Origin of the sequence: Streptomyces blastmyceticus (assembly GCF_039521185.1) — a bacterium.
Taxonomy (GTDB): Bacteria; Actinomycetota; Actinomycetes; order Streptomycetales; family Streptomycetaceae; genus Streptomyces; species Streptomyces blastmyceticus.
Map to the genome: position 1 here is coordinate 201,653 of NZ_BAAABW010000017.1, position 24,410 is coordinate 226,062.

Annotated in this window: 17 protein-coding genes; 13 read left to right on the forward strand and 4 right to left on the reverse strand. The window is 70.7% G+C overall.

Annotated features, from left to right (window positions below; genetic code table 11):
• Positions 1-2: 2 nt before the first annotated feature.
• Positions 3-6,893: an SDR family NAD(P)-dependent oxidoreductase gene (locus ABD269_RS16950; protein WP_344118626.1), complete on the reverse strand. Its 6,891-nt coding sequence runs from the start codon at positions 6,891-6,893 to the stop codon at positions 3-5.
• A gap of 510 nt (positions 6,894-7,403) precedes the next feature.
• On the opposite strand from ABD269_RS16950, the gene ABD269_RS16955 reads away from it, so the two are divergent.
• The 6 genes from ABD269_RS16955 (at position 7,404) to ABD269_RS16980 (ending at position 15,120) form a co-directional block, all read left to right on the forward strand.
• The gene (locus ABD269_RS16955) at positions 7,404-8,546 is read left to right on the forward strand and encodes an amidase domain-containing protein (protein ID WP_344118627.1); all 1,143 of its coding nucleotides are present in this window, start codon (positions 7,404-7,406) and stop codon (positions 8,544-8,546) included.
• Positions 8,546-9,808 carry a polysaccharide deacetylase family protein gene (locus tag ABD269_RS16960; protein ID WP_425572910.1) on the forward strand — a complete coding sequence of 421 codons (1,263 nt, stop codon included), beginning with the start codon at positions 8,546-8,548 and terminating at the stop codon, positions 9,806-9,808. Before ABD269_RS16955 ends, ABD269_RS16960 begins: the two co-directional genes overlap by 1 nt.
• Positions 9,809-9,848: 40 nt before the next feature.
• Positions 9,849-10,745, forward strand: coding sequence for an esterase/lipase family protein (locus ABD269_RS16965; RefSeq protein WP_344118629.1), 897 nt, complete (start codon positions 9,849-9,851; stop codon positions 10,743-10,745).
• A gap of 55 nt (positions 10,746-10,800) precedes the next feature.
• The gene (locus ABD269_RS16970) at positions 10,801-11,688 is read left to right on the forward strand and encodes an esterase/lipase family protein (protein ID WP_344118630.1); all 888 of its coding nucleotides are present in this window, start codon (positions 10,801-10,803) and stop codon (positions 11,686-11,688) included.
• Between the two features lie 241 nt (positions 11,689-11,929).
• Positions 11,930-13,762: a transglycosylase domain-containing protein gene (locus ABD269_RS16975; RefSeq protein WP_344118631.1), complete on the forward strand. Its 1,833-nt coding sequence runs from the start codon at positions 11,930-11,932 to the stop codon at positions 13,760-13,762.
• A gap of 422 nt (positions 13,763-14,184) precedes the next feature.
• The gene (locus tag ABD269_RS16980) at positions 14,185-15,120 is read left to right on the forward strand and encodes an endonuclease domain-containing protein (RefSeq protein WP_344118680.1); all 936 of its coding nucleotides are present in this window, start codon (positions 14,185-14,187) and stop codon (positions 15,118-15,120) included.
• A 160-nt stretch (positions 15,121-15,280) separates the two neighbouring features.
• Here ABD269_RS16980 and ABD269_RS16985 read toward each other — a convergent pair whose 3' ends face one another.
• Positions 15,281-16,762 carry a neocarzinostatin apoprotein domain-containing protein gene (locus tag ABD269_RS16985; RefSeq protein ID WP_344118632.1) on the reverse strand — a complete coding sequence of 494 codons (1,482 nt, stop codon included), beginning with the start codon at positions 16,760-16,762 and terminating at the stop codon, positions 15,281-15,283.
• A gap of 314 nt (positions 16,763-17,076) precedes the next feature.
• Here ABD269_RS16985 and ABD269_RS16990 point away from each other — a divergent pair, with 314 nt between their 5' ends.
• Positions 17,077-17,475, forward strand: a complete 399-nt coding sequence (locus ABD269_RS16990; RefSeq protein ID WP_344118633.1) for a hypothetical protein — start codon at positions 17,077-17,079, stop codon at positions 17,473-17,475.
• Between the two features lie 72 nt (positions 17,476-17,547).
• Here the strand turns inward: ABD269_RS16990 and ABD269_RS16995 are convergent, their stop codons facing one another.
• Both ABD269_RS16995 and ABD269_RS17000 read right to left on the reverse strand, forming a co-directional pair.
• Positions 17,548-17,994, reverse strand: coding sequence for a GlcG/HbpS family heme-binding protein (locus ABD269_RS16995; protein WP_344118634.1), 447 nt, complete (start codon positions 17,992-17,994; stop codon positions 17,548-17,550).
• A gap of 225 nt (positions 17,995-18,219) precedes the next feature.
• Positions 18,220-19,188 carry an NADP-dependent oxidoreductase gene (locus ABD269_RS17000; RefSeq protein WP_344118635.1) on the reverse strand — a complete coding sequence of 323 codons (969 nt, stop codon included), beginning with the start codon at positions 19,186-19,188 and terminating at the stop codon, positions 18,220-18,222.
• A 140-nt stretch (positions 19,189-19,328) separates the two neighbouring features.
• Between ABD269_RS17000 and ABD269_RS17005 the strand changes: the two genes are divergently transcribed.
• From ABD269_RS17005 to ABD269_RS17030, 6 genes are all read left to right on the forward strand, one after another.
• Positions 19,329-19,706: a winged helix-turn-helix transcriptional regulator gene (locus tag ABD269_RS17005; protein ID WP_344118636.1), complete on the forward strand. Its 378-nt coding sequence runs from the start codon at positions 19,329-19,331 to the stop codon at positions 19,704-19,706.
• Positions 19,707-20,683: 977 nt separating this feature from the next.
• Complete coding sequence (locus ABD269_RS17010; protein WP_344118637.1) at positions 20,684-21,073, forward strand: lipocalin-like domain-containing protein; 390 nt, start codon at positions 20,684-20,686, stop codon at positions 21,071-21,073.
• A 112-nt stretch (positions 21,074-21,185) separates the two neighbouring features.
• A complete protein-coding gene (locus tag ABD269_RS17015; protein WP_344118639.1) occupies positions 21,186-22,118 on the forward strand; it encodes a VOC family protein in 933 nt (310 codons plus the stop codon).
• A gap of 32 nt (positions 22,119-22,150) precedes the next feature.
• Positions 22,151-23,014: a fumarylacetoacetate hydrolase family protein gene (locus ABD269_RS17020; RefSeq protein ID WP_344118640.1), complete on the forward strand. Its 864-nt coding sequence runs from the start codon at positions 22,151-22,153 to the stop codon at positions 23,012-23,014.
• 78 nt (positions 23,015-23,092) lie between these two features.
• Complete coding sequence (locus tag ABD269_RS17025; RefSeq protein WP_344118641.1) at positions 23,093-23,494, forward strand: nuclear transport factor 2 family protein; 402 nt, start codon at positions 23,093-23,095, stop codon at positions 23,492-23,494.
• A 177-nt stretch (positions 23,495-23,671) separates the two neighbouring features.
• Positions 23,672-24,373 (forward strand): GntR family transcriptional regulator, encoded by a 702-nt coding sequence (locus ABD269_RS17030; protein WP_344118642.1) that lies wholly within the window; start codon positions 23,672-23,674, stop codon positions 24,371-24,373.
• Positions 24,374-24,410: the final 37 nt, after the last annotated feature.

The window sequence follows — 24,410 nt, forward strand, 5'->3', positions numbered from 1 at the left end:
GCTCACCAGCCCGTTGCGGTGTAGACCACGGCGTCGGCCGATTCCTCGCCCCAGGCGAGCTCGCGCAGCAGGCACAGCGCCCCCTCCTCGGGGTCGATGAGTCCGACGCCGCGCCGCGCGTACTCCCGGGCGAGCTCGGGGGTCACCATGCCCGCGTGCTCCCCGTCCGGCGCCCAGGGCCCCCAATGCACCGTCAGCGTGCGGGACGCGGACTTCTCCGCCCACCGGCTGCCGAGGGACTGCAGGGCGTCGTTGGCGGCCGCGTAGTCCGCCTGGCCGCGGTTGCCGAGAACGGCCGCGATGCTGCCGAAGAACACGACGAACCGGGAAGTCTGCGGCAGCTCGTCCAGCGCCGCCAGCAGGGTGCGCGCGCCGTCGACCTTGGTGTCGTAGACCCGGCGGAAGGACTCCGGGTCCTTCTCGGCCAGGACCCGGTCCTCGATGATCCCGGCCGCGTACACCACGCCGTCCAGCCGGCCGTGTTCGGCGTGGACGTCCGCCACCAGGCGCCGCACCGCCTCGGGATCCCGGACGTCCACCGTGTGGTAGCGCACCGGACTGCCCAGATCCCGCAGTGTGCCGAGGGTGTGGCGGACCTCCCGGCGGGCGAGGATCTCCGAGATCGCCCGCTCGACCCTGGCCGGGGAGCGTTCTCCCCGACCGGCCAGGACGGCCCGCAGCGCGGCCCGGTCCGGCGCCTGCCGGGTGGCTGCGTCTTCGAGGTCCTCGGGGGCGTTGTCCGGTAGGGCGGTCCGGCCGGCCAGTTCGATCCGGCAGCGGGAGGCCGCCGCCAGCGTCGCGGCGACCCGGGCGGAGATGCCCCGGGCCCCGCCGATCAGCAGCACCACCGAGTCCCGGTGCAGGCCGATGGCGGCCGCCTCGGCCGTACCGTCCCCGGCCGGGCCCGCGCCGCGGTCGCCCAGGGCGCCGAGGCCGACGGCCGCGGTCTCGAAGCCGGACCGGACACCGTCCGGCGACCGCAGCACCACCGGGGCCGGCTCCTCGGACGCCAACTCGCCCACCAGCGCGGCCGCCATCTCGGCGGCCGTCAGCTGCGGGGACAGCTCGACGAACCGGGCGAGGGTGTCCGGGTACTCCCGCGCGACGGTCCGGAACATGCCCCGCAGCCCGTCCGCCCGTCCGCCGGTCCCGGCGTGGACGTCCGCGTCGGCGGCGGGCGCGGCCGCGAGCAGCCAGCGCGGCCCGCACCGCAGCGCGGCCTGGAACACCGGGAAGGACTCGGGCAGCAGCGGCCCGCCGCCGTCCTGCGACAGCGCCTCCAGGTGGAACACCCCGTCCAGCGGGCCGTCCGCGTCCGTGAGCACGTGGTCCGACGGCAGGGTGACCGCCTCCGCGCCGCGGGCGCCCAGCAGGGTGGCCAGCGCGTCCGGCACCGGTCCGGCACCGCCCAGCAGGGCGAACCGTGTCCCCTCCAGTACCGCGAAGTCCCCGTCGGGGGAAGGGAGGCGGACGCTGCGCAGCACCAGCCTGCCGGGTGCCCCGCCGGTGACGGCCGGACCGGGGTCTTCCGTGGGGGCGGGGGTCTGCTGCGCGGGAAGTGTTCCCCTGCCGGGCAGCCGCTCCTCCAGCAGTTCGGCGATGCCGGACGCCGTACGGGCCTTCGAGACCGCTTCCAGCTCCGCGTCGTCGAGCCGGGGCAGCTCGGTCCCGCCGGTGCCGAAGCCCAGCCGTGCGGCCAGCTCGCCGACGATCTCGACCCGCTTGATCGAGTCGATGCTCAGGTCGGCCTCCAGGTCGAGACCGGGCTCGATCATGTCGAGGGGATAGCCGGTGCGTTCGCTGATGATGTCCAGGACGGTCGCCAGCACGTCCGCCGGTGCCGTGGGTGCCGCTGCCGGGGACAGCACGGGATCGGCAGCGGGAGCGGGCTGCGGCACGGCCGGCCGGAGCGCAGCCGGTACCGGCGTGGCCGGTATCGCCGCTGGCGTGACCGGCGGCACCCCCGCCGCCCCGCCGAGATACGTCAGCAGCACGTCGCGCTGTGCCGCGACCAACTCCCTGCTGGTGCACAGGAATTCATGGACCATCCGGTCACGGTCGTCCGCCGTGCCGCCGTCCTGGGCCCGGATCACTGTCATCTCCTCCATCGGTATGCGTCGGGCGGGTGCGAGCGAGCCGGGCAGCAGGCCGCCGTCCCGGGTGCGTGTCAGCTGCCCGTTGACGATCCAGCCGGGTGCCGCGGGGCAGGTCCCGGAGACGGCTTCGACGCTGTCGCGCCCGCGGTGTGTCCAGCCGGTGCGGACGGGGACGCCGGCGACGGCGAGCCGGGCGAGCAGGCCCAGGAAGCCGCGCAGTCCGGGACCCTCGGGCCCCTCGCACCCCGCCGCGGTGTGCGGGCGGTCGCCGAGGATCCGGCCCACCAGGCCCGTGATCACCGAACCCGGCCCGGCCTCCACGAAGACCCGGACGCCGGCCTCGTACATCCGCTCGATCTGCTGCACGAAGCGCACGGGGGAACCGATCTGGGCCGCCAACTCGGCTCCTATTCCGTCCGGTTGACCGGGATAGACGGCGGCCGTTCGGTTCGCCCACACCGGTATCTCCGGTGCGGCCACCTGCCGGGCGGCGAGAACCTCGGCGAACCGCTCGCCGGCCGGGGCCACCAGGGGACTGTGGAAGGCGCACGCCACCGGAACGGTCTTGGCGCCCAGGCCCCGCTCGCGCAGTCGGCGCACCGCCGCCCCGACCTCCTCGACGGGACCGGAAATCACCGTCTGCCGCGGTGCGTTGTGGTTCGCGACCACCACCCGGTCGGCCAGCCCGGCCGCCCGCAGTTCCTCGGCGACCTCCTGGTGCCCGGCCGCCACGGCGGCCATGGTCCCCGGCTCCGCGCCGGCGGCGGCCAGGATCGCCTCCGCGCGCGCCGCGCTCAGCTCCAGCAGCGTCTCCGGGTCGAACGCCCCGGCCGCGCACAGCGCGACCAGTTCGCCGTAGCTGTGTCCGGCCACCGTCGCGGGCCGGACGCCGGCCCGGCCCAGCAGCTCGGACACGGCCAGCCCCATGATGCCGAGCGCGGGCTGGGCGGTCCTGGTGTCGGTGACCCGGGCGCGCCGTGCCTCCTCGGCGCCGGGGTCGAAGGCGGTCGGCGGGAAGATGACGTCCGCCCACTCGCGGCCGGTCCGCAGATACCGCTGGACCTCCGGGAAGGCGATGAACAGCTCGGCGAGCATGTCAGGACGTTGACTGCCCTGGCCGGGGAAGAGGAACGCCACCTCGCCGCCCGGCCCGTCCGATCCGTCCGGCCCCGCGCCGAAGATCCCCGCCCGGGGATCGTACTCTCCCTCCCGGGCCCGTCCCAGCAGCCCGGGCAGCTCGTCCAGGTCACGGGCCACGACCGCCGTCCAGGCCGGTTTCCCGGACGCGTCGGCGCGCCGGGCGGCGCTCAGCGCCAGGTCGCGCAGCCGCCAGGAACGGCCCTGCCGGTCGTTCTCCGCGACCAGCTCCAGCAGTCGGCCGATCTCCCGGGCGGCCTCCGCCCGGTCGGCGCCGTGGAAGACGAACAGCTCCGCCGGCCAGGCGTCGAGCCCGTGCCGGGGCGGCGGCCCCGCCTCGTGCCCGCGCAGCACCACGTGGAAATTGGTGCCGCCGAAGCCGAACGCGCTCACCCCGGCGACCCGTTCACCGGGCGCGGCCGCCCACGGGCGGGCGACGGTGTGGAAGGCGAACGGGCTGCTCTCGGCCTCCCAGGCCTCATTGGGCCGGGTCAGCTGCGCCGTGGGCGGCCTGACCCCGGTGTGCAGGGCCAGGGCCGTCTTGATCAGGCCGGCCAGTCCGGCCGCGCACTTGGTGTGCCCGATCTGGGACTTCACCGAGCCGAGCGCGCATCCGCCCGGCGCCGCCCCGGCCTCGGTGAACACCTCGGTGAGCGTGGTGAGTTCGGTGCGGTCGCCGACCACCGTCCCGGTGCCGTGTGCCTCCAGCAGGCCCACCTCGGCCGGTGAGATCCCGGCGTGGCGGTAGGCCCGTTCCAGCGCCGCCCGCTGACCCTCCGGGCGGGGTGCCGTCAGTCCCAGGGACCTGCCGTCGCTCGAACTGCCGACGCCCTTGACGACCGCGTAGACGCGGTCGCCGTCCCGCTCCGCGTCCGCCAGCCGCTTGAGGACGACGCAGGCGACGCCCTCGCCGAGCGCGATACCGTCCGCCGCGCTGTCGAAGGTGCGGGAGCGGCCGGTCGGCGACAGCGCGTGCACCGAGGAGAACAGCAGATAGTCGTTGATCCCGTTGTGCAGGTCCGCGCCTCCGCACAGGACGAGGTCGCTGGTGCCGGCGGACAGTTCCTTGCACGCCACGTCCACCGCGGCCAGCGAGGAGGCGCAGGCCGCGTCGACGGTGAAGTTCGCGCCGCCGAGGTCGAGCCGGTTGGCGATCCGTCCGGCGATGACGTTGGCCAGCATGCCCGGGAAGGAGTCCTCGGTCAGCCGGGGGAGTTGCTCGTCCAGCCCGGGCGGCAGTTCCCCCATGTAGGCGGGGAGCACCGTGCGCATGGTGGTGGCGTTCGACAGGTCGCTGCCCGCCTCGGCCCCGAACACGACCGAGGCCCTGGAGCGGTCGAAGGGGCGCTCCTCGTAGCCGGCGTCGGCGAGGGCCCGCCGCGCGGCCTCCAGCGCGAGCAACTGCACCGGCTCGATGCTGCCGAGCGAGGACGGCGGGATGCCGTAGCGCAGCGGGTCGAAGGGAATGTCCGGCAGGAAGCCGCCCCACTTCGACGCCGTGCGGGCGCCGTCGGCGTCGGGCGCGTAGTGCAGCTCCGGGTCCCAGCGTTCCGGTGGCACTTCGCCGACCGCGTCGGTGCCCGCGACCACGTTCGCCCAGTAGGCGGCCAGGTCCGGCGCGCCGGGGAACATGCAGGCCATGCCGACCACGGCGATGTCGAGCGGGGCCGGGACGCGCTCCGGGGCGTCCTGACCGAACCCCTCGCGCAGCCGCCGGGCACGCGCGGCGAAGAAGCCGGCGGCCTCCGCACTGACGGCGGTGTGCAGTTCGGGGACGGTGGTGACCGCGGACCGCAGCACGGCCACCTGGCCGGCCATGAACATGCCCTCGGTCAGCTGCCGGGGCTCGTCCACCTCCGTGAGCGACTCACCGGTCCGCTCCACGCCCTTGCTGGCGATCCTCAGCCGCCCGACGTTGAGCTGTTCCAGCCGCTCCCAGGCCCGCCGCTCCGGGACGCCCCGCTCCCGCAACTCCTCCTTGGCACCGCGAAATTCGTCGGTGAACGGGCTGCTCACGCAGCGTGTGGCATGCCCGGGCGCGGTCTCCAGCAATTCGGTTCGCCGTGCCGCCAGGACCTGCCGCTGGAACGACGGCTGCACGGCACCCCGGTCCACCGCCTCTTCGGTGAACAGGTACGCGGTGCCCATGAGCAGTCCGACGGCCACTCCGCGGGCGGTCAGCGGTGCGGCGAGCGCGGCCACCATCGCGGCCGACCGCTTGTCGTGCACGCCGCCGGCGAAGAACACCCGCAGCTCCGCGGGGTCCGCGCCCTCGACCGTGTCCAGGAACTCCTCCAGTACATCGGCCTGCGCCTCCCACAGCGCGAAGCTGCTCCGCGGTCCGACATGGCCGCCGCACTCCGAGCCCTCGAAGACGAACTTGCGCGCGCCCGCGTCCAGGAACTGCCGGAGCAGCCCGGGCGAGGGCACATGCAGGAAGGCATCGACGCCTGCCGCCTCCAGCTCGGCCGCCTGCGCGGGCCGGCCGCCCGCGATGACGGCGCAGGAGGGCCGGATCTCCCGGACGAGCTCCAGCTGCGCCGTCTTGATCTGCACCGGTGCGAAGCCGAGGATGCCCACGCCCCAGGGACGTCCGCCCAGTTCGTCGCGGGTCTGCTCCAGCAGGGTCCGGGTCTCCACCGGCCCGGCGAGGGCCAGCGCGAGGAACGGCAGCCCGCCGTGGCCGGCGACGGCGGCGGCGAACCCGGCCCGGTCGCTGACTCTGGTCATGGGCCCTTGGGCGACGGGCAGCGCGGTGCCCAGCGCGCGGCTCATCGGGGAGCCGCGGAGCAGCGCGTCCGCGGCGGCGTCGTCGCGCACGGCCTCCCGGATGGCGGTGGTGACACCGCGGACGGCCGTGCCCACATCGCCCCAGCGCCGCGCGAAGGAGGAGGCCAGGAAGCCGTCCTGGCCCACGGCCAGCAGCCGGGCCCGGGGGTCGTCCGCGCCCAGCAGCCGGGCGACTTCGCCGGGCTCGTCCGGCAGGGGCGGTGCGTCCGGTCCACGGCGGCGCAGCACCCGGTGGCCGGCGGCCATCACGGTCTCCGAGCCGTCCATGGCCCGGACGGCAGCCGCCACTTCCTCCGGGACGCCGGATTCGTCGAGCAGCGCCAGCTGGGTGTCCAGGACGACGCCTGCCGCACCGCCGACGACGGCGGCCGCGGCGGTGCGCGGCCCGATGCCCCCGCAGGCCCAGACCGGCAGGCCGAGCTCCGGGTCCGCCACCAGCTGCTGAAGGAGGACGAAGGTGCTCAGCTCGCCGACCCGTCCGCCGGCCTCGTTTCCCCGGGCGACGAGACCGTGTGCCCCGGCGCGCGTGGCCGCGAGGGCTTCCTCGTGGCAGGTGACCTCGACCAGGACGCGGTGCCGGCCGGCGGCGAGGTCGCCCGGGGTCAACCTGGCGTCCGCGGCGAGCAGTACGGTGTGCACGTCCCCGTCGGCCTTCAGGTCGTCCGGTCCGAGTGCGCATCCCGCCCCGACGCGCACTCCGAAGGGGCCCGGCACCCATTGCCGCACCAGTTGGAGGGCCGCGAGGGCCGCGCGGCGCCGGCCCCTTCCGAGATCGAGCACGCCCAGACCGCCGGCCCGGCAGACTGCCGCTACCAGACGTGGATCGGGTTCGCCGAACGGGCTGACGCCCAGGATTGTTTCTGTGGACACGGGCACTCCGGGAGGCAAGAGGGTCGTTCGGAAGCACCGGGAAGGCGCGGGGGCCTCGGGCACCCGAGGCCGGAGGAATGCCGCGATCGGTGCCGGTGAGGTGGGGCGAGACAAGAGGCGCGCGACCTCGAAGGCCGTCGGAAACGCGGCCCGACTTTCCCGGTGGGCCTGGCTGGATCATTGCACGGCAGGGTGCGAATGGAATACCCGGTTCAGCATTGTCGCGTGAATGGTGTGCATCACATCAATGGTCGGGCCGATATCCTTTGCGGGCTTCCCGCAAAGGAATTGCGGGAAGCCCGCAGTGGGTGTGGAATTACCGCAAGAATAGTCCGTACCAATTGCGGCGATGGCTTCAACTCCACTGGAAACATTGCCTGTTGACGACTTGCGGGATCGGACCTGAATTCCGTGCGGAAACTTTTCCCCGCCCCGGGGTTGCCATTCGGAATCCGTGTGCGAGGATTCCGCTACCCGGCTCGAAAAGGGCTGGATGGAGAATGGAGTCCTGTGAAATCATTGACGCTGAGAACCGCCGCCGGGGTGGTCGCCTCCCTGGCGGTGTCGGCCGCGTTGGTGCCGACATCCCCCGCAGGGGCTGCTGCCCGGCCCGGGGGCACGGACAGGGTGACGGCCGATTCCTTCGGCCGTATCGCGGGTGTCGTGCTCACCGACCGTACGGCGACGATCGTCGACGGGAAGGCGCAGGGGCACACCACCCCGCCGCCCACGAAGAAGGTGCACCTTTCGTCCGCGATGGCGCGTTCGGAGAAGTCCGTCGTGGCCTCGCTGCATCAGCGCAAGAACAAGCTCAAGGCCCTGGGCGAGGCGTACTCCGCCGGCGACACCCGGGTCGCGGTGGACCGGACCAGCGTCGACGGCAAGAAGGCCACGCTGCGGGTGACCGAGACCACGCGGCTGACCTACCGGAAGATCCGAGGTGACGAGCCGGTCGACACCGGCTTCCAGGCCCACCACGAGCTGAGCTTCGCCGCCGCAGGGAACGGGAGGTGGGAGCTGACCGGCATCAGGGCTCTGGACGAGATGCCGCAGATCAACGCACCCGCACCGGCGGCGCCCAAGGCGAAGGCCGCCGCAGCGGGCGCGGGCGACATGCCGAACGCGCCCGAGGCGAGTGTCTGGCCCTTCCCCAAGCGACTGCCGAAGGACACGACGACCGGCCTCGACTACAAGGCGATGGCTGAATACGCCGAGAAGTACTGGAAGAACTACAACCCGGCCTACCGGTCGTATCCGCTGGGGACCGGCGGCGACTGTACGAACTTCGTCAGCCAGGCGCTGAAGGCAGGCGGCTGGAAGCACGCTCCCGGCAAGGCCGGTGACTACACGAAGTGGTGGTACGGGTCCGACACCCAGTCGGATTCCTGGACCGGAGTCAACGAGTGGTCCTGGTTCGCGCAGAACTCGAAGCGGGTGAAGCCGCTGAAGTATGCCTACCAGATGGAGGTCGGGGACGTCCTCCAGGCGGACTTCGACCGCGACGGGTCCAAGGACCACACCATGCTGGTGACTTACCGCGACAGCCTTGGCACTCCCTATCTGACGTACCACTCCTTCGACACCTACCGGCGGTCGATGCTGAGCCTCTCGGTGATGCTGCCGCTCACCAAGTGGTACGCCTACCGGACCTGATGCGTACGGCACGCGGTGGGGTGGTCCTGGTGACCGGGACCACCCTCGTGCTCGGGCTGCTGTCGGGCTGCGGCCCCGGTGGGCACGAAGCCGGGAAGAGGGCGGCGTCCTCTCCCTCCGCCCGTTCCTCGTCCGCCCCGCCGTCCCCCGCACCGTCCGCGTCGGAGACAGCGAAGCCGGAGGAGAAGTGGGACGGAAAGGTACGGATTCTGGGAGACGGCTCGACCTCCTACACCGGCCCGCAGCCGCTCCAGCCCAAGCCGGTGAAGCTCAAACCGGGCGAGAAACCACCGCAGTTCGTGGTGTTCTCCTGGGACGGCGCCCTCCAGGGCGACGACGAGCAGTTCTCGCACTTCCGTGAGGTCGCCAGGGAGAACAACGCGCAGATGACGTTCTTCCTCACCGGGACCTATCTGCTGCCCAGGTCGAAGGCGTCGAAATACCGGCCGCCGCAGCACAAACGCGGTGAGATGGAGATCTCGTACGCCACCGACCAGCACATCAGGGACACCCTGGAACAGCTGCGCGGCGCCTGGCTGGAGGGCAATGAGATAGGCACGCACTTCAACGGGCACTTCTGCGGTGCCAAGGGCGGCGGCGACTGGAGCGTCGCCGAGTGGAAGAGCGAGATCGAGCAGTCCTACTCCTTCGTCGAGAACTGGAAGACCAACACCGGCTACAAAGACCTGCCCCCGCTGCCCTTCGACTACCGCAAGGAGCTGGCCGGCGGCCGGGCTCCCTGCCTGGAGGGCCAGAAGAACCTGCTGAAGGCCGCCAAGACACTCGGCTGGCGCTACGACGCCAGTTCACCGGGCGACTTCCAGATCTGGCCGTCCAAGACCGATGGCATCTGGAACTTCCCACTGCAGCTCGTCCCTTACCCCGGGACCGAGCAGCAGGTCCTCTCCATGGATTTCAACTTCCTCTACAACCAGTCCGGTGACAACACCAAGGGCGACCCGGCCAAGTACGAGCAGTGGCGCAAGCTGACCAGGGACGGCTATCTCAACGGCTTCGAGCGCGTCTACAACGGCAGTCGCGCGCCACTGTTCATCGGCAACCACTTCGAGGACTGGAACGGCGGCATCTACATGAAGGCCGTCGAGGACGTAGTGAAGTCGGTGTGCACACGCGACGGCGTGCGCTGTGTGACCTTCAAACAGCTCGCCGACTGGATGGACGTCCAGGATCCCCGGGTCCTGGAGAAGATGCGCCAATTGGACCCGGCGCAGTCCCCGGACTGGAAGTCCCTGGTCAAGTAACTCCCCGCCCCTGCCCACCCCCACCCTGTGAGGCACTCCCATGTCCCCGCACAAGAGATCCGTCCCCGCCCTCGCCTGCACCGCCTCGGCGCTGGCCCTGGCCATTACGGCAGTCGCCGCCTCCGCGTCCGCCGCCCCGACCGTCGCGAAGACCGGAGAGGCCGGCAAGACCGTCACCAGCGGCTGGAACAACTGGTCCTGCAAGCCGTCCGCCGCCCACCCCAACCCCGTCGTCCTCCTCCACGGCACCTGGGCCAACCAGCTGGACACCTGGTTCGTCCTGGCTCCGGAACTGGCCGCCAAGGGCTACTGCGTCTACTCCCTCGACTACGGCAAGCTGCCCTACATGCCGGGGCTCAACGGCCAGGGGCCGCTGGTCAAGTCGGCCGGAGAGGTGTCCGCCTTCGTGGACAAGGTCCTGGCGTCCACGGGCACGAAGAAGGTGGACATCGTCGGCCACTCCCAGGGCGGCGGCCCCCTGCCCCGCTACTACATGGAGTTCATGAACGGCGCCTCCAAGGTCGACAAGCTCATCGGCCTGGCCCCGGACAACCACGGCGCGACCGCGTCCGGGCTGGGCACCCTCGCGCGCAAGGTTCCCGGCGTGAGCAACGTGCTGTCCCTCTCCCTCCCCGGCCTGGAGGACCAGATCGTCGGCTCCGCGTTCATGAAGAAGCTGAACTCGAAGCCCGACACCGTGCCTGGGGTGAAATACACGGTCATCTCGACCAAGTACGACGAGATAGCCACGCCCTACAAGTCGCAGCAGCTCTCGGGCCCGAACGTGCGCAACGTCGTGGTCCAGGACCTGTGCAAGCTCGACGTCTCCGAGCACATCGCGCTGGGCCTGGTCGACCGCATCGCCTTCCACGAGGTGAAGAACGCGCTCGACCCGGCGCACGCGACCCCCACCACCTGCATGTCCGCCGTCAGCTGACCCCGTCTGCCGGTACGAAGCCGGTGCTGTCACTCCCCACTTGCGAGGTAGCTCCATGTCCGTACGCAGAAGAACGCTCCGCGTCCTCGCCGGTGCCGTCTCGGCGCTGGCGCTGGCCCTGTCCTTCGGGTCGCCCTCCGCATCGGCGGCCACGGCCGGTACGACGGCGGAGAAGACCGTCACCAGCGGCTGGAACGACTGGTCCTGCAAGCCGTCCGCCGCCCACCCCCGGCCCGTCGTCCTGGCGCACGGCACCTTCGCCAACTCCTGGGACAACTGGCTCGTGCTGGCCCCGTACCTGGTCAAGCGCGGCTACTGCGTCTACTCGCTCGACTACGGGCAGAAGGCCGGGGTGCCGCTCTTCAACGGCCTCGAATCGATCGAGAAGTCGGCCGGGCAGCTGTCCACGTTCGTGGACAAGGTCCGGCAGTCGACCGGTGCCGGGAAGGTGGATCTGGTCGGTCACTCCCAGGGCGGCGGCGCCCTGCCGCGCTACTACCTCAAGTTCCTTGGCGGCGCCGCCAAGGTCGACAAGCTCGTGGGCATCGCCCCGTCCAACCACGGCACCACCGCCTCGGGGCTGTCCCGCCTCATCGACGCTGTACCGGGCGCCCGCAAGGTCGTCTCCCTCGCGATGCCGGGCGCCGAGGACCAGTTGGTGGGGTCGGAGTTCATGAAGAAGCTCAACGCCGGCGGTGACACCGTGCCCGGGGTGAAGTACACGGTCATCGCGACCAAGTACGACGAGGTGGTCACCCCGTACAAGACCCAGTTCCTGTCCGGCCCGGACGTCCGCAACGTCGTCCTCCAGGACCTGTGCAAGTGGGACATCTCCGAGCACGCCGCGATCGGCACGATCGACACGATCGCCTTCCACGAGGTGGCCAACGCGCTCGACCCGGCGCACGCGACCCCCACCACCTGCAAGTCCGCCGTCAGCTGACCCACCACCCCCCGTACCGGCCCGGCCGCCTCCCCCCGGCGGCCGGGCCCCTGCCCTGTTGCCGGACGGTCCAGTGATCATTCGCCCCCGCCTGTACGCACTCCTGCCCCGGACGTGGGAAGTCCCGCCCGTCGGGTCACGATTCCGACCCGCCTATCCCCGCCCCGGCCGGACGGGGTTCAGGCGCTGGATACCGTCGTGGCGCCAGACCCTGGGGCTGCTCGGCTCCGCCGCCACCGTCATGGCCGGGTTGCTGACCGTCATGTACCTGCGCACCGGGATACCCGCCGACCTCAAAGCCTTCGCCACTCAGCAGGACAACGTCTACTACTGGGCCGACGGCAGTGAGATGGCCCGCACCGGCGAGGTCGACCGGCAGGACACGCCGCTGGACCAGGTGCCCGAGAAGGTCCGCTGGGCGACGCTGGCCGCGGAGAACGAGACGTTCTACTCCGACAGCGGGATCTCCCCCAGCGGCATGGTCCGCGCGGTCTCCAAGATGGTCACCGGGGGCGACACCCAGGGCGGTTCGACCATCACCCAGCAGTACGTGAAGAACGCTTATCTCAACCAGGAGCAGACCTTCTCGCGCAAGCTCACCGAGATGTTCATCGCGATCAAGCTCGACAACAGGATGAGCAAGGACGAGATCCTTGAGCAGTACCTCAACACCAGCTGGTACGGGCGCGGTACCTACGGCATCCAGCGGGCCGCCCGCGCCTACTACGGCAAGGACGTCTCGCAGCTGAACGCGAGCGAGGGCGCCTTCCTCGCGTCCCTGCTCAAGGGGGCCGCGCTCTACGACCCGGCGGCCGGCGCCGAGAACCACAAGCGCGCGGTGGAGCGCTGGAACTGGGTCCTGGACCGGATGGTGGCCACCGGCAAACTCTCCAAGCGGGAGCGCGCGCAGTACACGCACTTCCCCGAACCCATCGCCCCGCCCAAGGCCACCGGGCTGACCGGCCAGACCGGCTACCTCGTCGACACGGCCCGCGCCTATCTGCTGGCCCACTCCGACGTCTCCGAGCGGGACTTCGCGCTCGGCGGCTACCAGATCCGCACAACATTCGAGAAGAAGCGGATGGCAGCGCTCACCCGGGCGGCCGAGCAGGCACGGGACGGTCTGGCCCCGGACCGGCGCGCGGCCGACCGCGATGTGCGCATCGGGGCCGCGTCGGTGACCACCGACGGACGCATCGTCGCCCTGTACGGTGGGCCGGACTACCTCGAACAAGGCTTCAACGACGCCAATTCGTCCGTCGTGCCGGCGGGCAGCGCCTTCACCCCCTTCGTCTACGCGGCGGCCTTGCGCGACGGGGTGCAGCGCGAGCGCGGCAAACCCCGCACACCCGTGACCCCGGCGACGCTCTACGACGGCGACAACAAAGTCTCGCTGCACACCCCGGAGGGCCCCTACTGGGACCGGTCGGGAAAGATCGTCAAGGCGGTCAACGACGGCGACGAGTCCTGGGGGAAGATCTCACTCAAGGACGCGGTCGCACAGTCGGTCAACACCCCCATGATGCAGCTGGGCATGGACGTGGGGCTGGACCGGGTCGGCAAGGCAGGCGTGCAGGCAGGCCTGCTGGAGAACAGCCTCGGAGAGAAACTGCCGTCGTTCCCGCTCGGCACCTCCACGCCCAGCGCCATCCGCATGGCCGACGCCTACGCCACATTCGCCGCCAAAGGCCGGCACACCGAGCCGTACTCGGTCGCCGGACTCCGGCGCAACGGCGACGACGTGCCCGTGGAGAGGCCGGAGCCCGAACAGGCCCTGCCGCCGCACGTGGCGGGCGCCGTGGACGACGCGCTGCGCGAGGCGGTCCGCGACGGCACAGCGAAGCCGGCGCAGGCCGCCGGGCCCGGCACGGCCGGCAAGACCGGCACCGCGCAGGACAACAAGTCCGCTTGGTACGTCGGCTACCGCGACTCCCTGTCGACCGCGGTCTCGCTCGCCCGTATCGACCCCAGGACGCAGGAGCTGCTCCCATTGGACGGAATCGGCGGAACACCCAGCTGTACGGTGGGCAGTTCGCTGCCGATCGAGCTATGGACGCGCTACATGACTGGCTGAGCTGAACCCCGAGGTACTGACGACCAGATGCTCAGCAACAGGGAGTTGCGGGCCGTTATTCTGTCGGTATGTCAGAGCGTGTCATGCCCGGTCGCACGGACGGCCTGATCACCCTGGGCGTCGCGGATGCTTTGTGGGTTGATTTGACGGCCGGCAGTGCTGTGCCGACGGCTTCTGGGACATTCACCCGCTCTCCTGCCTGTGCCCGGGTGGGGTACGTCCTGCTCGGCGGCCACGTGGTGGCGACGGTGAGGGCGAGCGGTGGTCAGTGGAGTGTTGCGGAGGCTGAGGTGCGCCGGGCGGCCGCGGAACTGAACGCGGTGGGCATGGACCGGCAGGACTTGGTCCGCATCGGTCCCTTTCGTGGGGCTCCACGGCAGGAGTGCCACGAGGAAACACCGCTGCGCTGGCGCCGGCGCATCATGCGGGAAGTGCAGGGTGAAGACGGCCGGCCGTACCCTCTGGCGGGCATCGACTGGCACCAGATACTCGTGGAACGCACCCGTGACGGGGCTCAGCGGACGTGGTGGCTGCCGCGTGCTGTGGTCAGGCTGCTCGATGCGGCCGAGCACGCCGAAGCGCAGTGGGTACAGGCCGCGCGGACCCGCCAGGCAAGCGCAACCGTCAGCGGGCCGCCCTCCCGCCCCCGGCAGACCGCGACCCCCGAGGGCATCACTGCCTCACCGCGCCCGTACAACGCAGAGCTGGAAGGCCAGCTGTACTCGGTGCTCAGCAGGAAACCCGGCATCTCCCGCAGAGTGGCCGGGTGGGCATGCGCCGTCTGCCGCACCGCGCCCGCCACCGTCCTCGACCACTGCCACGAACACGGCTACGCCCGCGCCCCCGTCTGCCAGTCCTGCAACACACAAGAACGCCCCGACCACCTCTACAGCAACGACATCCGCGTGGCGAACCGCTACACACGCCTCTTCCACACCGACACCGACAACTGGCTCCGCCACTGGCACCGCTGCCCCGGCTGCCGCGCACGCACCACCCTGCCCCTGCCACACCTCGCCGCATGGACCGCCCACATAGCCTGCCGGTCACTGCGCCCGACCCACCCAGCCTCCCGCGGACGCGAACCCTGCGGAGTCCTGCGAGTGTCCTGGACAGGCAGCCAGCAGGCACCCCGTTCCTGCCTGCTCACGGTCGCCGTCGACTTCTGCCCTTCCGGCGAGCACCGTGTCCTGGCGCAAGTCCCCTACCGCGAAGCCGTCGAACGGTTTCGTGTCTGGCTGGCCGAGACGGCCCCTGCCGTGGCCGCCGCGGCCGGACCCGACCGCCTGGACGGCCTCCCCACCCAGCCCCGGCCGGTCATCGCGGACACCAGCGGCGAGGGCCTGGCACTGTTCTGATTGGATCTCCGTATCACCGACCAAGGCGTTGATCAGCGCCGCGGTGACGCGTTTCGACATGGTGGTGCGGTCCTCTCGCGATCCGGTGGTACGAGATCACCTTCTCGTGAGAGGACGTCCGGCAGTAGAGCGCTCTGTCATCGGTGCACCTTGACAGATGTCATGAGCGGGCCGTTGTCCGCCGACCGGCCTGTGCGAAGTCGAGCGGGTGGCGGACGGATTCCGGGCCGCGGACGTGGGTACTGAAGACCACCAGCTCGCAGGCGCCCTCGGTGCGGCAGTCGACGGTGTGGCCGTCGATGCTGGTGAAGGTCGCGGAGAGGGTGACCGTCTGGTCGACCCGGCCGTCGTCACTGGTCGCGGGCGGCCTTGTGACGTGACGGCAGCCGCGGCCGGGGCTGCCGGTGGCGCACTCCATGACGGCTATGTGGGACTGCGGTTCGTAGCCCTGACCCGTCGCGCGCACCGCCTGGCCGTCGACCAGGTCCTCGTCGGGGTCGACGTCGAGGGTGGGCGGAGCCTCCGGGCGGCCGTGCGGGCGGAAGCGCAGCGGGGTGGTGGCGAGCAGGGCCCCGGTGTTGTCGGTGAGGGCCAGGGAGCAGGGGTTGCCGGACGGTGCCGTGCGGCAGTCGACGTGCCCGGCTGTGGTGGTGAGCCGGGCGTACAGCTTCTTCGGCGACTCCTCGTACGTGCCGTCCGGGGACACGCGGAACTGGCGCCCGGTGGCGTTGTCACAGGTGGTCGCGGAGGCCGAGGGCCCGCACTGCTTGACCCAGACATATTGCTTGGGCGGGCCGCCCGCGATCGTGAACTCGACGATGTCGCCGTCCAGGAGGGCGTCGGTCGGGTTCACGTTCAGCCGTGGCCCGGCGGCGGGGACGGCCTGCCGGGCGTGGGCGGAGACCGGGGACAGCAGCTTCCAGGCGTCCCAGCCGCCGCCCGGTGCCGCCTGGTAGACCTCCCACGTGCGGTCCCTGTTCCACTCGCGGGCGGTCAGATGGAGCCTCCCGTCCGCGAGTTGCTCCACGGTGCTCGGCTGGCTCAGCCCGGCGTTCGGGTCCGGGACCCGCCCGGTGGATCGGACCGGGCCCCAGCCGTCGTCGGCGTTCCGCTGATGACGCAGCTCCATCGCGTTGCCGTTCCCCGGCCCCGAGGCGAAGGCGTCGATGCTGCCGTCCCGTTCCTTGAACAGCACGACTCCGCCGTGGTACGGCGACGGTGCGAGGCCGAACGTCTCCGGGGTGCTCCAGCCTCCTTCACTGTCGTCCTCCACCATGTGGCAGAACGTGCCGAAGGTGGGGAACAGCAGTTCCAGATCGCCCGCGGAATTCTCGATCGCGGCGACCGAGTAGTTCTTCGGGCCCACGGTCGTCGTGCCCACCCGCTGCCAGGGCCCGTACGCGCCGCCCGGCGCGTCCTGCTCACGGTGCCAGACGAAGGGCAGGCCCCTGGTCGCCGTGGCGTCGTAGAAGAGCTGGAACTGGGCTGTCCGGCCGTCCGCACGGGCCACGGAGACCAGGCTGCCGGAAACCGGACTGCCGGCCAGACCCTTGGCGCCGGTGTCCGTGGAGCACGCCGCCCCGGAGACCGTTCCGGACGATGTGGCCGGTGCGGGCGTGCTCGCTGCTGCGGGGGCGGCCACGGCCCCGGCCCCGGCGCAGGCGAGCGCCAGCGCGACCGCGCCATGCGACAGTGCCCCAACCCGTCCGCCCCGCAACCTTCTTCGTCGTAAAGCCATCCGCTTCCCACCCCTCAGACCGGCCCCATACGGCAGGGGAGCATCTTCGTCGCGCGAGGTGGCCGCCGCCAGCCTGTGATTTCGGCCAGATGTCCACTGGCCGGTCGCTGCGCGGATTCCAAGCACAGATTCCGAATAAGCAACCCATGTCCGAAATAAGAGGACATCGTTAGTCGTGGTGGAGCCGACAAGCCCAACTCTGCCGAAAGGGAGCCCCCATGAGCGCTGTCACCCAGTCCCCGCCCGCGGTTCGCGAACTGCGCTACGCCGCGGACCTCACACTTGCCGACGTGGACGCCCTGGAAGCGTTCCTCACGTCGCAGACCGACGACGTGCGGCGTGCCCACGGCTTCGGCAACGGCGTCTACTGCACCGTCGTGTCCTTCCAGCACGCTCTCTTCCTCCTGTGCCGGGAACTCCGGGACGTATTCGAGTGCGACGACGGTTCACGCAGTGCGCTGCGCGCGAAGTTCCGCCTGTGGAACCAGCTGTGCGGAATCGCCGGACCCTGGGCCGACACCATCGGTTACGACAGTGCCCGCTGGCGCCGTGCCGACGGCTACGACGCGGTGGGGGAGACCGGGAGCGTGAGGTACCGGCGCAAGCGGCTGTGGTGACGCGCCCCCGGTCAGAGCCCACGAACCCGGCGCACCCCGGTCGGTTCCTGCCCGCTCCCCGAGCGGGGCCGGCTACAGCATGGGCAGTTCGAACCCGAGGGCGGTCAGGGCTTCCTCGGCGGCCTGCTGGTCCTGCTCGTAGGTGCCGCCGGAGATCCCGAGTCCCCCGACGCACCGGCCGTTCTCGATGATCGGGTAGCCGCCGCCGACGGGCATCAGGCGGGGGTGGCCGGCCAGCGGTGCGATCCGCGGGTTGGTCAGGTAGTCGTTCCACGCGTGGGTGGGGGTGTGGAACGAGGCGGCGGTCCAGGCCTTGTCGAGGGCGACCTCGGCGGTCAGGAAGGGCGCGTCGTCGGCGCGGTCGAACGCCTTGAGGTGCCCGCCCCGGTCGGTGACGGCGACGGCCGCCATGAAGCCGATCCGGGCGGCTGCGGTGCGTACCGCGGCGATGAGTGCGCCGGCGGCGGCCTGAGTGATCGAGGAGGCGGGGGACGACTTCGGAATCGTGTCAGTGCTCATGAAGGACTTCCTTGGTTGCTCTGCGGTGCGGGTGGTGCGTGGCGGGCGGCCGTGGCCTGCCTCATCGCAACAGTGAGGCAGGGGTGGGGACCACACGGGTGACGACGGATTCCTCGGGGATTAGCGGGCTGTGTAGCGCACTCACTCCGCCCGGCGTCCGGGCTGTGCCTGGTAGCGGCGGATCTCGTAGTACACAGTGTCACTCCGAAATGCTTGCTGTGATGGTCAGTTGGTGACGGTCAGGACGAGCTTGCCGCGGGTGCGGCCTGCCTCACCGCGGGCGTGGGCCGGGCCGGCCTGCTCGAGCGGGAAGGTGTCCTCCACCTCGACGGCGACCTCGCCGGCGTCGATCAGTCCGGCGATCGTGGTCAGCGCGGTACCGTCCGGCTCGACCATGAACGGGGTGACCCGCACTCCGGCCGCCTCGGCGGCCCGGGCCAGCTCGGGCGAGACGCCGGCCGGGACGGCGACCAGGAGGCCGCCGGGGCGCAGGACCTTCAGCGAGCGGGTGCTGGTCCGGTCGTGGGCGTCGCCTACCAGGTCGATGACCACGTCGACGTCCTTGGTGGCGTCCTCGAAGCGGGTGGTGGTGTAGTCGATGGACTCGTCCGCACCGAGTTCCTTGAGCCAGGGATGGCGGGTGGCGCCGGCGGTAGCGATCACGTGGGCGCCCAGGTGTCGGGCGAACTGGACCGCGAAGTGGCCCACCCCGCCGGCGGCGGCAGTGATCAGGACCCGCTGGCCGGCCTGCACGTGGGCGGTGTCGACCACGGCCTGCCAGGCGGTCAGCGCCGCCAGCGGCACGGCGGCGGCGTGCACGTGGTCGACGGTGGCCGGCTTGTGGGCGAACTGTCTGGCCGGGGCGGTCACGTACTCGGCGTAGGCGTTCGCGGCGCGCGGGAACCACGGCATCCCGTACACCTCGTCACCGACCTTCAGTGTGGTCACACCGAAGCCGACCTGCTCCACCACACCCGACACGTCCCAGCCCAGCGTGAACGGCGGCTCACCCAGCAGCCCGGCCATCCCGGTGCCGCCGCGGGTCTTCCAGTCCACCGGATTGATCCCGGCCGCGTGCACCCGCACCAGCACCTCCGTCGGCAGCGGCTGCGGCCGCGGCACCTCCTGGACCCGCAGCACCTCCGGTCCGCCGAAACCGTCCTGAACCACCGCGCGCATCGTGTCTGCAGACATGTGTCATCTCCTGAAATACCGGCCTGTGGAAGGCCTTTCGACGGCCCTCCCTCGACGTCGACGACGCTATCCCCGTGGGTATGGTTACCTTCAAGGTCTGCTACTTCCCATTGTGAAGTGACCTCGTGAGGAGAGCGAACGTGACGACCACCTGCCCCAGCGGCCAGCACGCGCACCACGACGTCTACGCCGCCCAGTGCCCCTGCCGCGCGCTGCTCGACCTGCTCGCCAACAAGTGGTCCGCCCTCGCCATAGGCGCCCTCGAAGAGGGCCCCGAGCGGTTCGGCGCGCTCCAGCGCAGACTCCAGGGGGTCAGCCCCAAGGTGCTGACTCAGACCCTGCGCCGGCTGGAGGACATCGGCATCCTCGACCGCACGGTCTACCCCGCCGCCCCGCTGCACGTCGAATACTCCCTCACCCCCCTCGGGCGGAGCGCCGCGATCCCGCTCAACGCGCTCCGCTCGTGGGTCGAGGAGAACGTCGACCACGCCTTCCGGCCGGAACCGGTCGCAGGGTAGCGAGGCGACCGGACCGCCGCCTCGCCTTCCAAACCCGGGCTTGGTCTCCGAGCGGTCGACTACGGCCCCCGTCGACGGCCCTGGCGAGCAGGGCATCCCAGTCAGGCAGGCTTACGTGATCTGCCGGGTCACACCCTGCGCGGAGCCGGGTCGGGCTTCGGTGGCCGAGGCAGTCGTCCGGGGCGTGGACCGTAAGGCGCGTGCGGGCGGAGTGCTCGGGGGAGACCAAGTCGTACCAGCGGTACGACCGGTAGACGTTCATGGGCCCGGCGAGGAGGCGCCCCTCACTTGTCCGTGCCGTGGCCGGTGATCGGGCGGAGTCGGCGGCGACAGGGGTGAGGCCGTCCAGGTTCGCCGTGACGTCGAGCAGCAGGCTCGGGTCCTTCTCCAGGGTGTCGTCCGGGCCGATCGTGGCGGCCTTGCACTGTATGCCCAGGTCTCGTCGGCGGGTCCGTTGAAGGACGGCAGGCCGACCTCGAACCAGCCGGGGAGCTTCTGTTCCGTGTAGAGCGCACGCCCGGCCCTGAGGGCGAACGGGTTGTTACACACCACATGGAGGCGGGCGTTGCCGAGCAGTTGCCGGTGACCGCCGTTGACGCGGACCCTGCTGGAGCCGCCATCCCGCCGACTCGGGCTATCCGGCCTCGGAACTCCCGGCGATCGCCGACACCGAGCAACTGGTGCCCCACGGTGGAGGCGTTCGCGGCGTGCCCATGGTGTTTGGGCTGGCACTGGTGCAGCCGGCTGGAGAACCTGCAACGCGGCTTCGGGCAGTAATTTCGATATTCTTGCATCTTGACGATATTCGGCTACAGTGGAGGAGTGCCGTTCAGGGGGCCGGTGCCCAGCAGATGAACGCGGCATCGTTCGGCACCGTCGGCAGAGACTCGGGCCGCTCCGGACGCAGTCCTGGCCCACTGACCATCCAGTACGGCAATCCGCGGGTGCCACCGCCCGACGACACCAAGAGGAGCGATATGAGTGCCACGGATAAGCCGTCCACACCCCAGCCGGTATGGGATTCGGGGCTGCTCGGGACGTGGTCCCTGCGCAGTATCCGCGAGTTGAACACCGACGGCACCCTCTTGGCCGAGCCGTATGGACGACAGCCGGCCGGGAGGCTGCACTACGGGCCGGCGCACCAGGTGGCCGTGGTGATCCCCGGCCACGCGGACGCGCCCGCAGTGGCGTACATCGGCGATTACGAAGCCGACACGACCGGCCTGCTCCGGCACGTCGTCCGCGTCGGGCTGCCGCCCTTCACCGAGGACCAGGTCCGGTGGGCGCGGCTCGACGGCGACTCTCTCGTCCTGTCGACCGACCGCGACGGGCGGCGCCGCACCGAGTTGCGTTGGGCGCGGGCCTGAGGCGTGGCCCGCTCCGGACCGACCCTTTCGACCCATGACACATGCGTGACAGTCAGTACCTGGGCAGCAGTCGGCAATCTGCGGACGAGCCCCTTATCTGAAGGAGAACGCGATGGCCCTGCACCGCCTGACGTCGATCACCCTCGGCGTCCCGGATGTTGAAGCCGCGGCCGGATACTACGAGGAGTTCGGCCTCACACCGGTGGGCGACGGGAAGGTACGCCGCTTCGCCACCCAGGATGGCGGCGAGCAGTTGAAGCTCGCCCATTCCGCACAGCGTCGGCTGGTCGAGCTCGGCGTCGGCGTGGACGACCAGGACGACCTGGACCGCGTGGCCGCCGGCTTGTCGAAGCTGGACGTGCCGGCTCAACGGGGTGCCACATCTCTGCGAGTCGCCGACCCGAACTCCCACCTGACGGTGGTCCTGGAGATCGCCCCGCACCTGGAGCAGACCCCGGCCGAGCAGATGCCGTACAACGGCCCCGGCCGCTCCTCCCGCCCCGACGGCCGTGCCCCCGCGGTGGAGCGGACGAACCGGGTGCGGCCGCGCAAGCTGGGCCACGTGGTGATCGGCTCGCGTGACCAGGACGCGAGCCAGCGCTTCTTCATCGAGGGCCTCGGCTTCAAGGCCACCGACCACGTGCCCAGCCTGGCCAGCTTCCTGCGCTGCTCCACCGACCACCACAACATCCTCGTCCAGAAGGCGCCGGTGGACTTCCTCCACCACACCGCGTGGGAGGTGGACGACGTGGATGAGGTCGGCCGCGGCGCCACCGCGATGCTGGAGGAGCACCCTGAACGGCATGTCTGGGGCCTGGGCCGGCACCACATCGGGTCGAACTTCTTCTGGTACCTCAAGGACCCGGCCGGCAACTTCTCGGAGTACTACAGCGACCTCGACTGCATCGTCGACGACCAGCTGTGGAAGCCCTCGGTCGTCGACGGAGCCCGCGGTATCTACAACTGGGGCCCGCCGCTCCCGCCGTCCTTCATCAAGCCGGAGGACCTTGCCGCCCTTATGACGGGCTCGCACAGCCCCCGCTGACTTCCGCAGCACACAACCTCACAGGAGTAGTCATGCGCATTGGCAGGATCGACGGCAGGCTCGCGCTGCTGCACGACGATCGAGCACTGGATGTCGAGACCGCGAGCGACGGCAGGTTCGCGGCCGAGCCCGACCGCATCTTCGAGCGGTGGGACGAGTTCTCGAAGTGGGCCGAGAGCCGCTCGCTGGACGACGCCGTCCCCTTCTCGGCCGCGCAGGTCGGTGCCCCGGTCCTGCGGCCGGCCCAGGTCTTCGGGATCGGCCTCAATTACCGGGCGCACGTCTCCGAGGCGGGCGTGCGGCCGGAGATCACCTCGCCTGCGGTGTTCACGAAGTTCGTCACCAGCATCGCGGGCCCGTACGACACCGTGGCGCTGCCCAGCGACCGGGTCGACTGGGAGGTCGAACTGGTGGCGGTCATCGGACGCCCCGGACACCAGGTGCCGGAGAAGAACGGGTGGAGCCATGTGGCGGCACTGACCGTGGGTCAGGACCTGTCCGAACGGACGGTCCAGCTCGCCGGACCGGTACCGCAGTTCTCCCTCGGCAAGTCCTACCCGGGATTCAGCCCGATCGGCCCCTCGCTGGTGAGCGTCGAGGAGTTCGCCGATCCCGACGACCTGGCACTGTCCTGCGCCCTGGACGGCGAGGTGCTCCAGGACGGCAGGACCCGGGATCTGATCTTCTCCGTTCCCGAGCTCGTCGCACGGCTGTCCGCGGTCGTCCCGCTCCTTCCCGGCGACCTCATCTTCACCGGCACCCCTTCCGGGGTGGGAATGGCCCGGGACCCGGAGCGCTACCTGCAGCCGGGCGGCACCCTGGTCAGCACTGTGGAGGGCATCGGTTCACTGACCAACCGGCTGGTGGCGGGATCCGGAGCGCAGGGCGCTGCCTGACCGGCCTGCAGCCCGGCATCAACTACGCAAAAGCACAGTCTGAGAAGCCGAACCCGTTCGGCGGAGATGGAGACAGTCATGAGCGACCAGACACGCGATGTGGTGAACGAACTCCTCAAGCGCATGGGGGAGGGTGACATCCCGGCCGTGGTGGAGCTGTTCGCGGACGACGCCCACTGGGAGATCCCCGGGGACCCGGAGATCGTCCCCTGGGTGGGCCGCCGCCAGGTCGACGCCATCCCGGAGTTCTTCCGGACGATGGGTGGACTCACCGACCGCGAGCTCTTTGAGATCGAGCGCGTCATCGTCGATGGTTCCAACGCGGTGCTGATCGGTCGGGCACGGGTCGTGGTGCGCTCGACGGGCAAGGTGATCGACACGCCGTTCGCGGTGGACATCGTCGTCAATGCCGAGGGCCGCATCAGCCGCTACTACATGTTCGAGGACTCCTGGGGTGTGGCCCTGGCACTGCGTCCCTGAGCAACGCGCTCCCCACCATGTCGCCGCACCCCCATTTCCCAGAAAGGGGTGGCGCCGCGTCCAAGCTCGGGATCATCGTGGCCCCCACCCGCCCCGGCAGGGTGGGGCCTTTATGTCGTTGATCCAGCCAAATGTCGTTAATTGCAAGTTATTGCGTTAGGTGGCTAGAGTGTTCGGGTGGCCAAGGAGAATTCAACGCGTACCGAAGACGTCTTCGACGGGATCCGGAGCGACCTGCTCAACGGGGTCCTCGCTCCGGGGCAGCGGCTCAAGCTGGTCGCCCTCGGGGCACGATTCGGCGTGAGCATGTCGGTGGTTCGCGAGGCGCTCACCCGGCTCGCCGAGCAGGGGCTCGTCGTATCGAACCCGCAGCGTGGGTTCAGCGTGATGCCCCTGTCGGTCGACGATCTGTCCGACCTGACGCAGACGCGGGTGCAGCTGGAGTCGCTCGCGCTGCGGCAGGCGATCGCCCTGGGCGGACTGGAATGGGAGTCTGCAGTCGTGGCGGCGCACCACACGCTCGAGCGCACCGCGGTCGACGGAGCGGACGGTCGGTTGAACGAGGACTGGCCCGCCGCCCACAGGGCCTTCCACCAGGCGCTGCTGTCGGGCGCGCGGAGCCCGCGCCTGGAGGGAGTCGTCAACTCCCTGCGCGACAACGCCGAACTCTACCGGCGCTGGTACTGGGCCCTGACCGAAGACCAGGTACGCGACCTGGCCACCGAGCACCGCCAACTGCGGGATTTCGCCCTGGCCCGGGACGCGGATGCCGCCGTGGCCGCCCTGGCCGAGCACATCGGCCGGGCGCCGCGCAAGCTCATCGCCTACGCGCGCGAACACGACCTGGAAGACCCCACTCACGGGCCGTCTCGGGCGTAGCCCCCGGTTGAGCGGACGATCTGCAGGATCTCCTCGC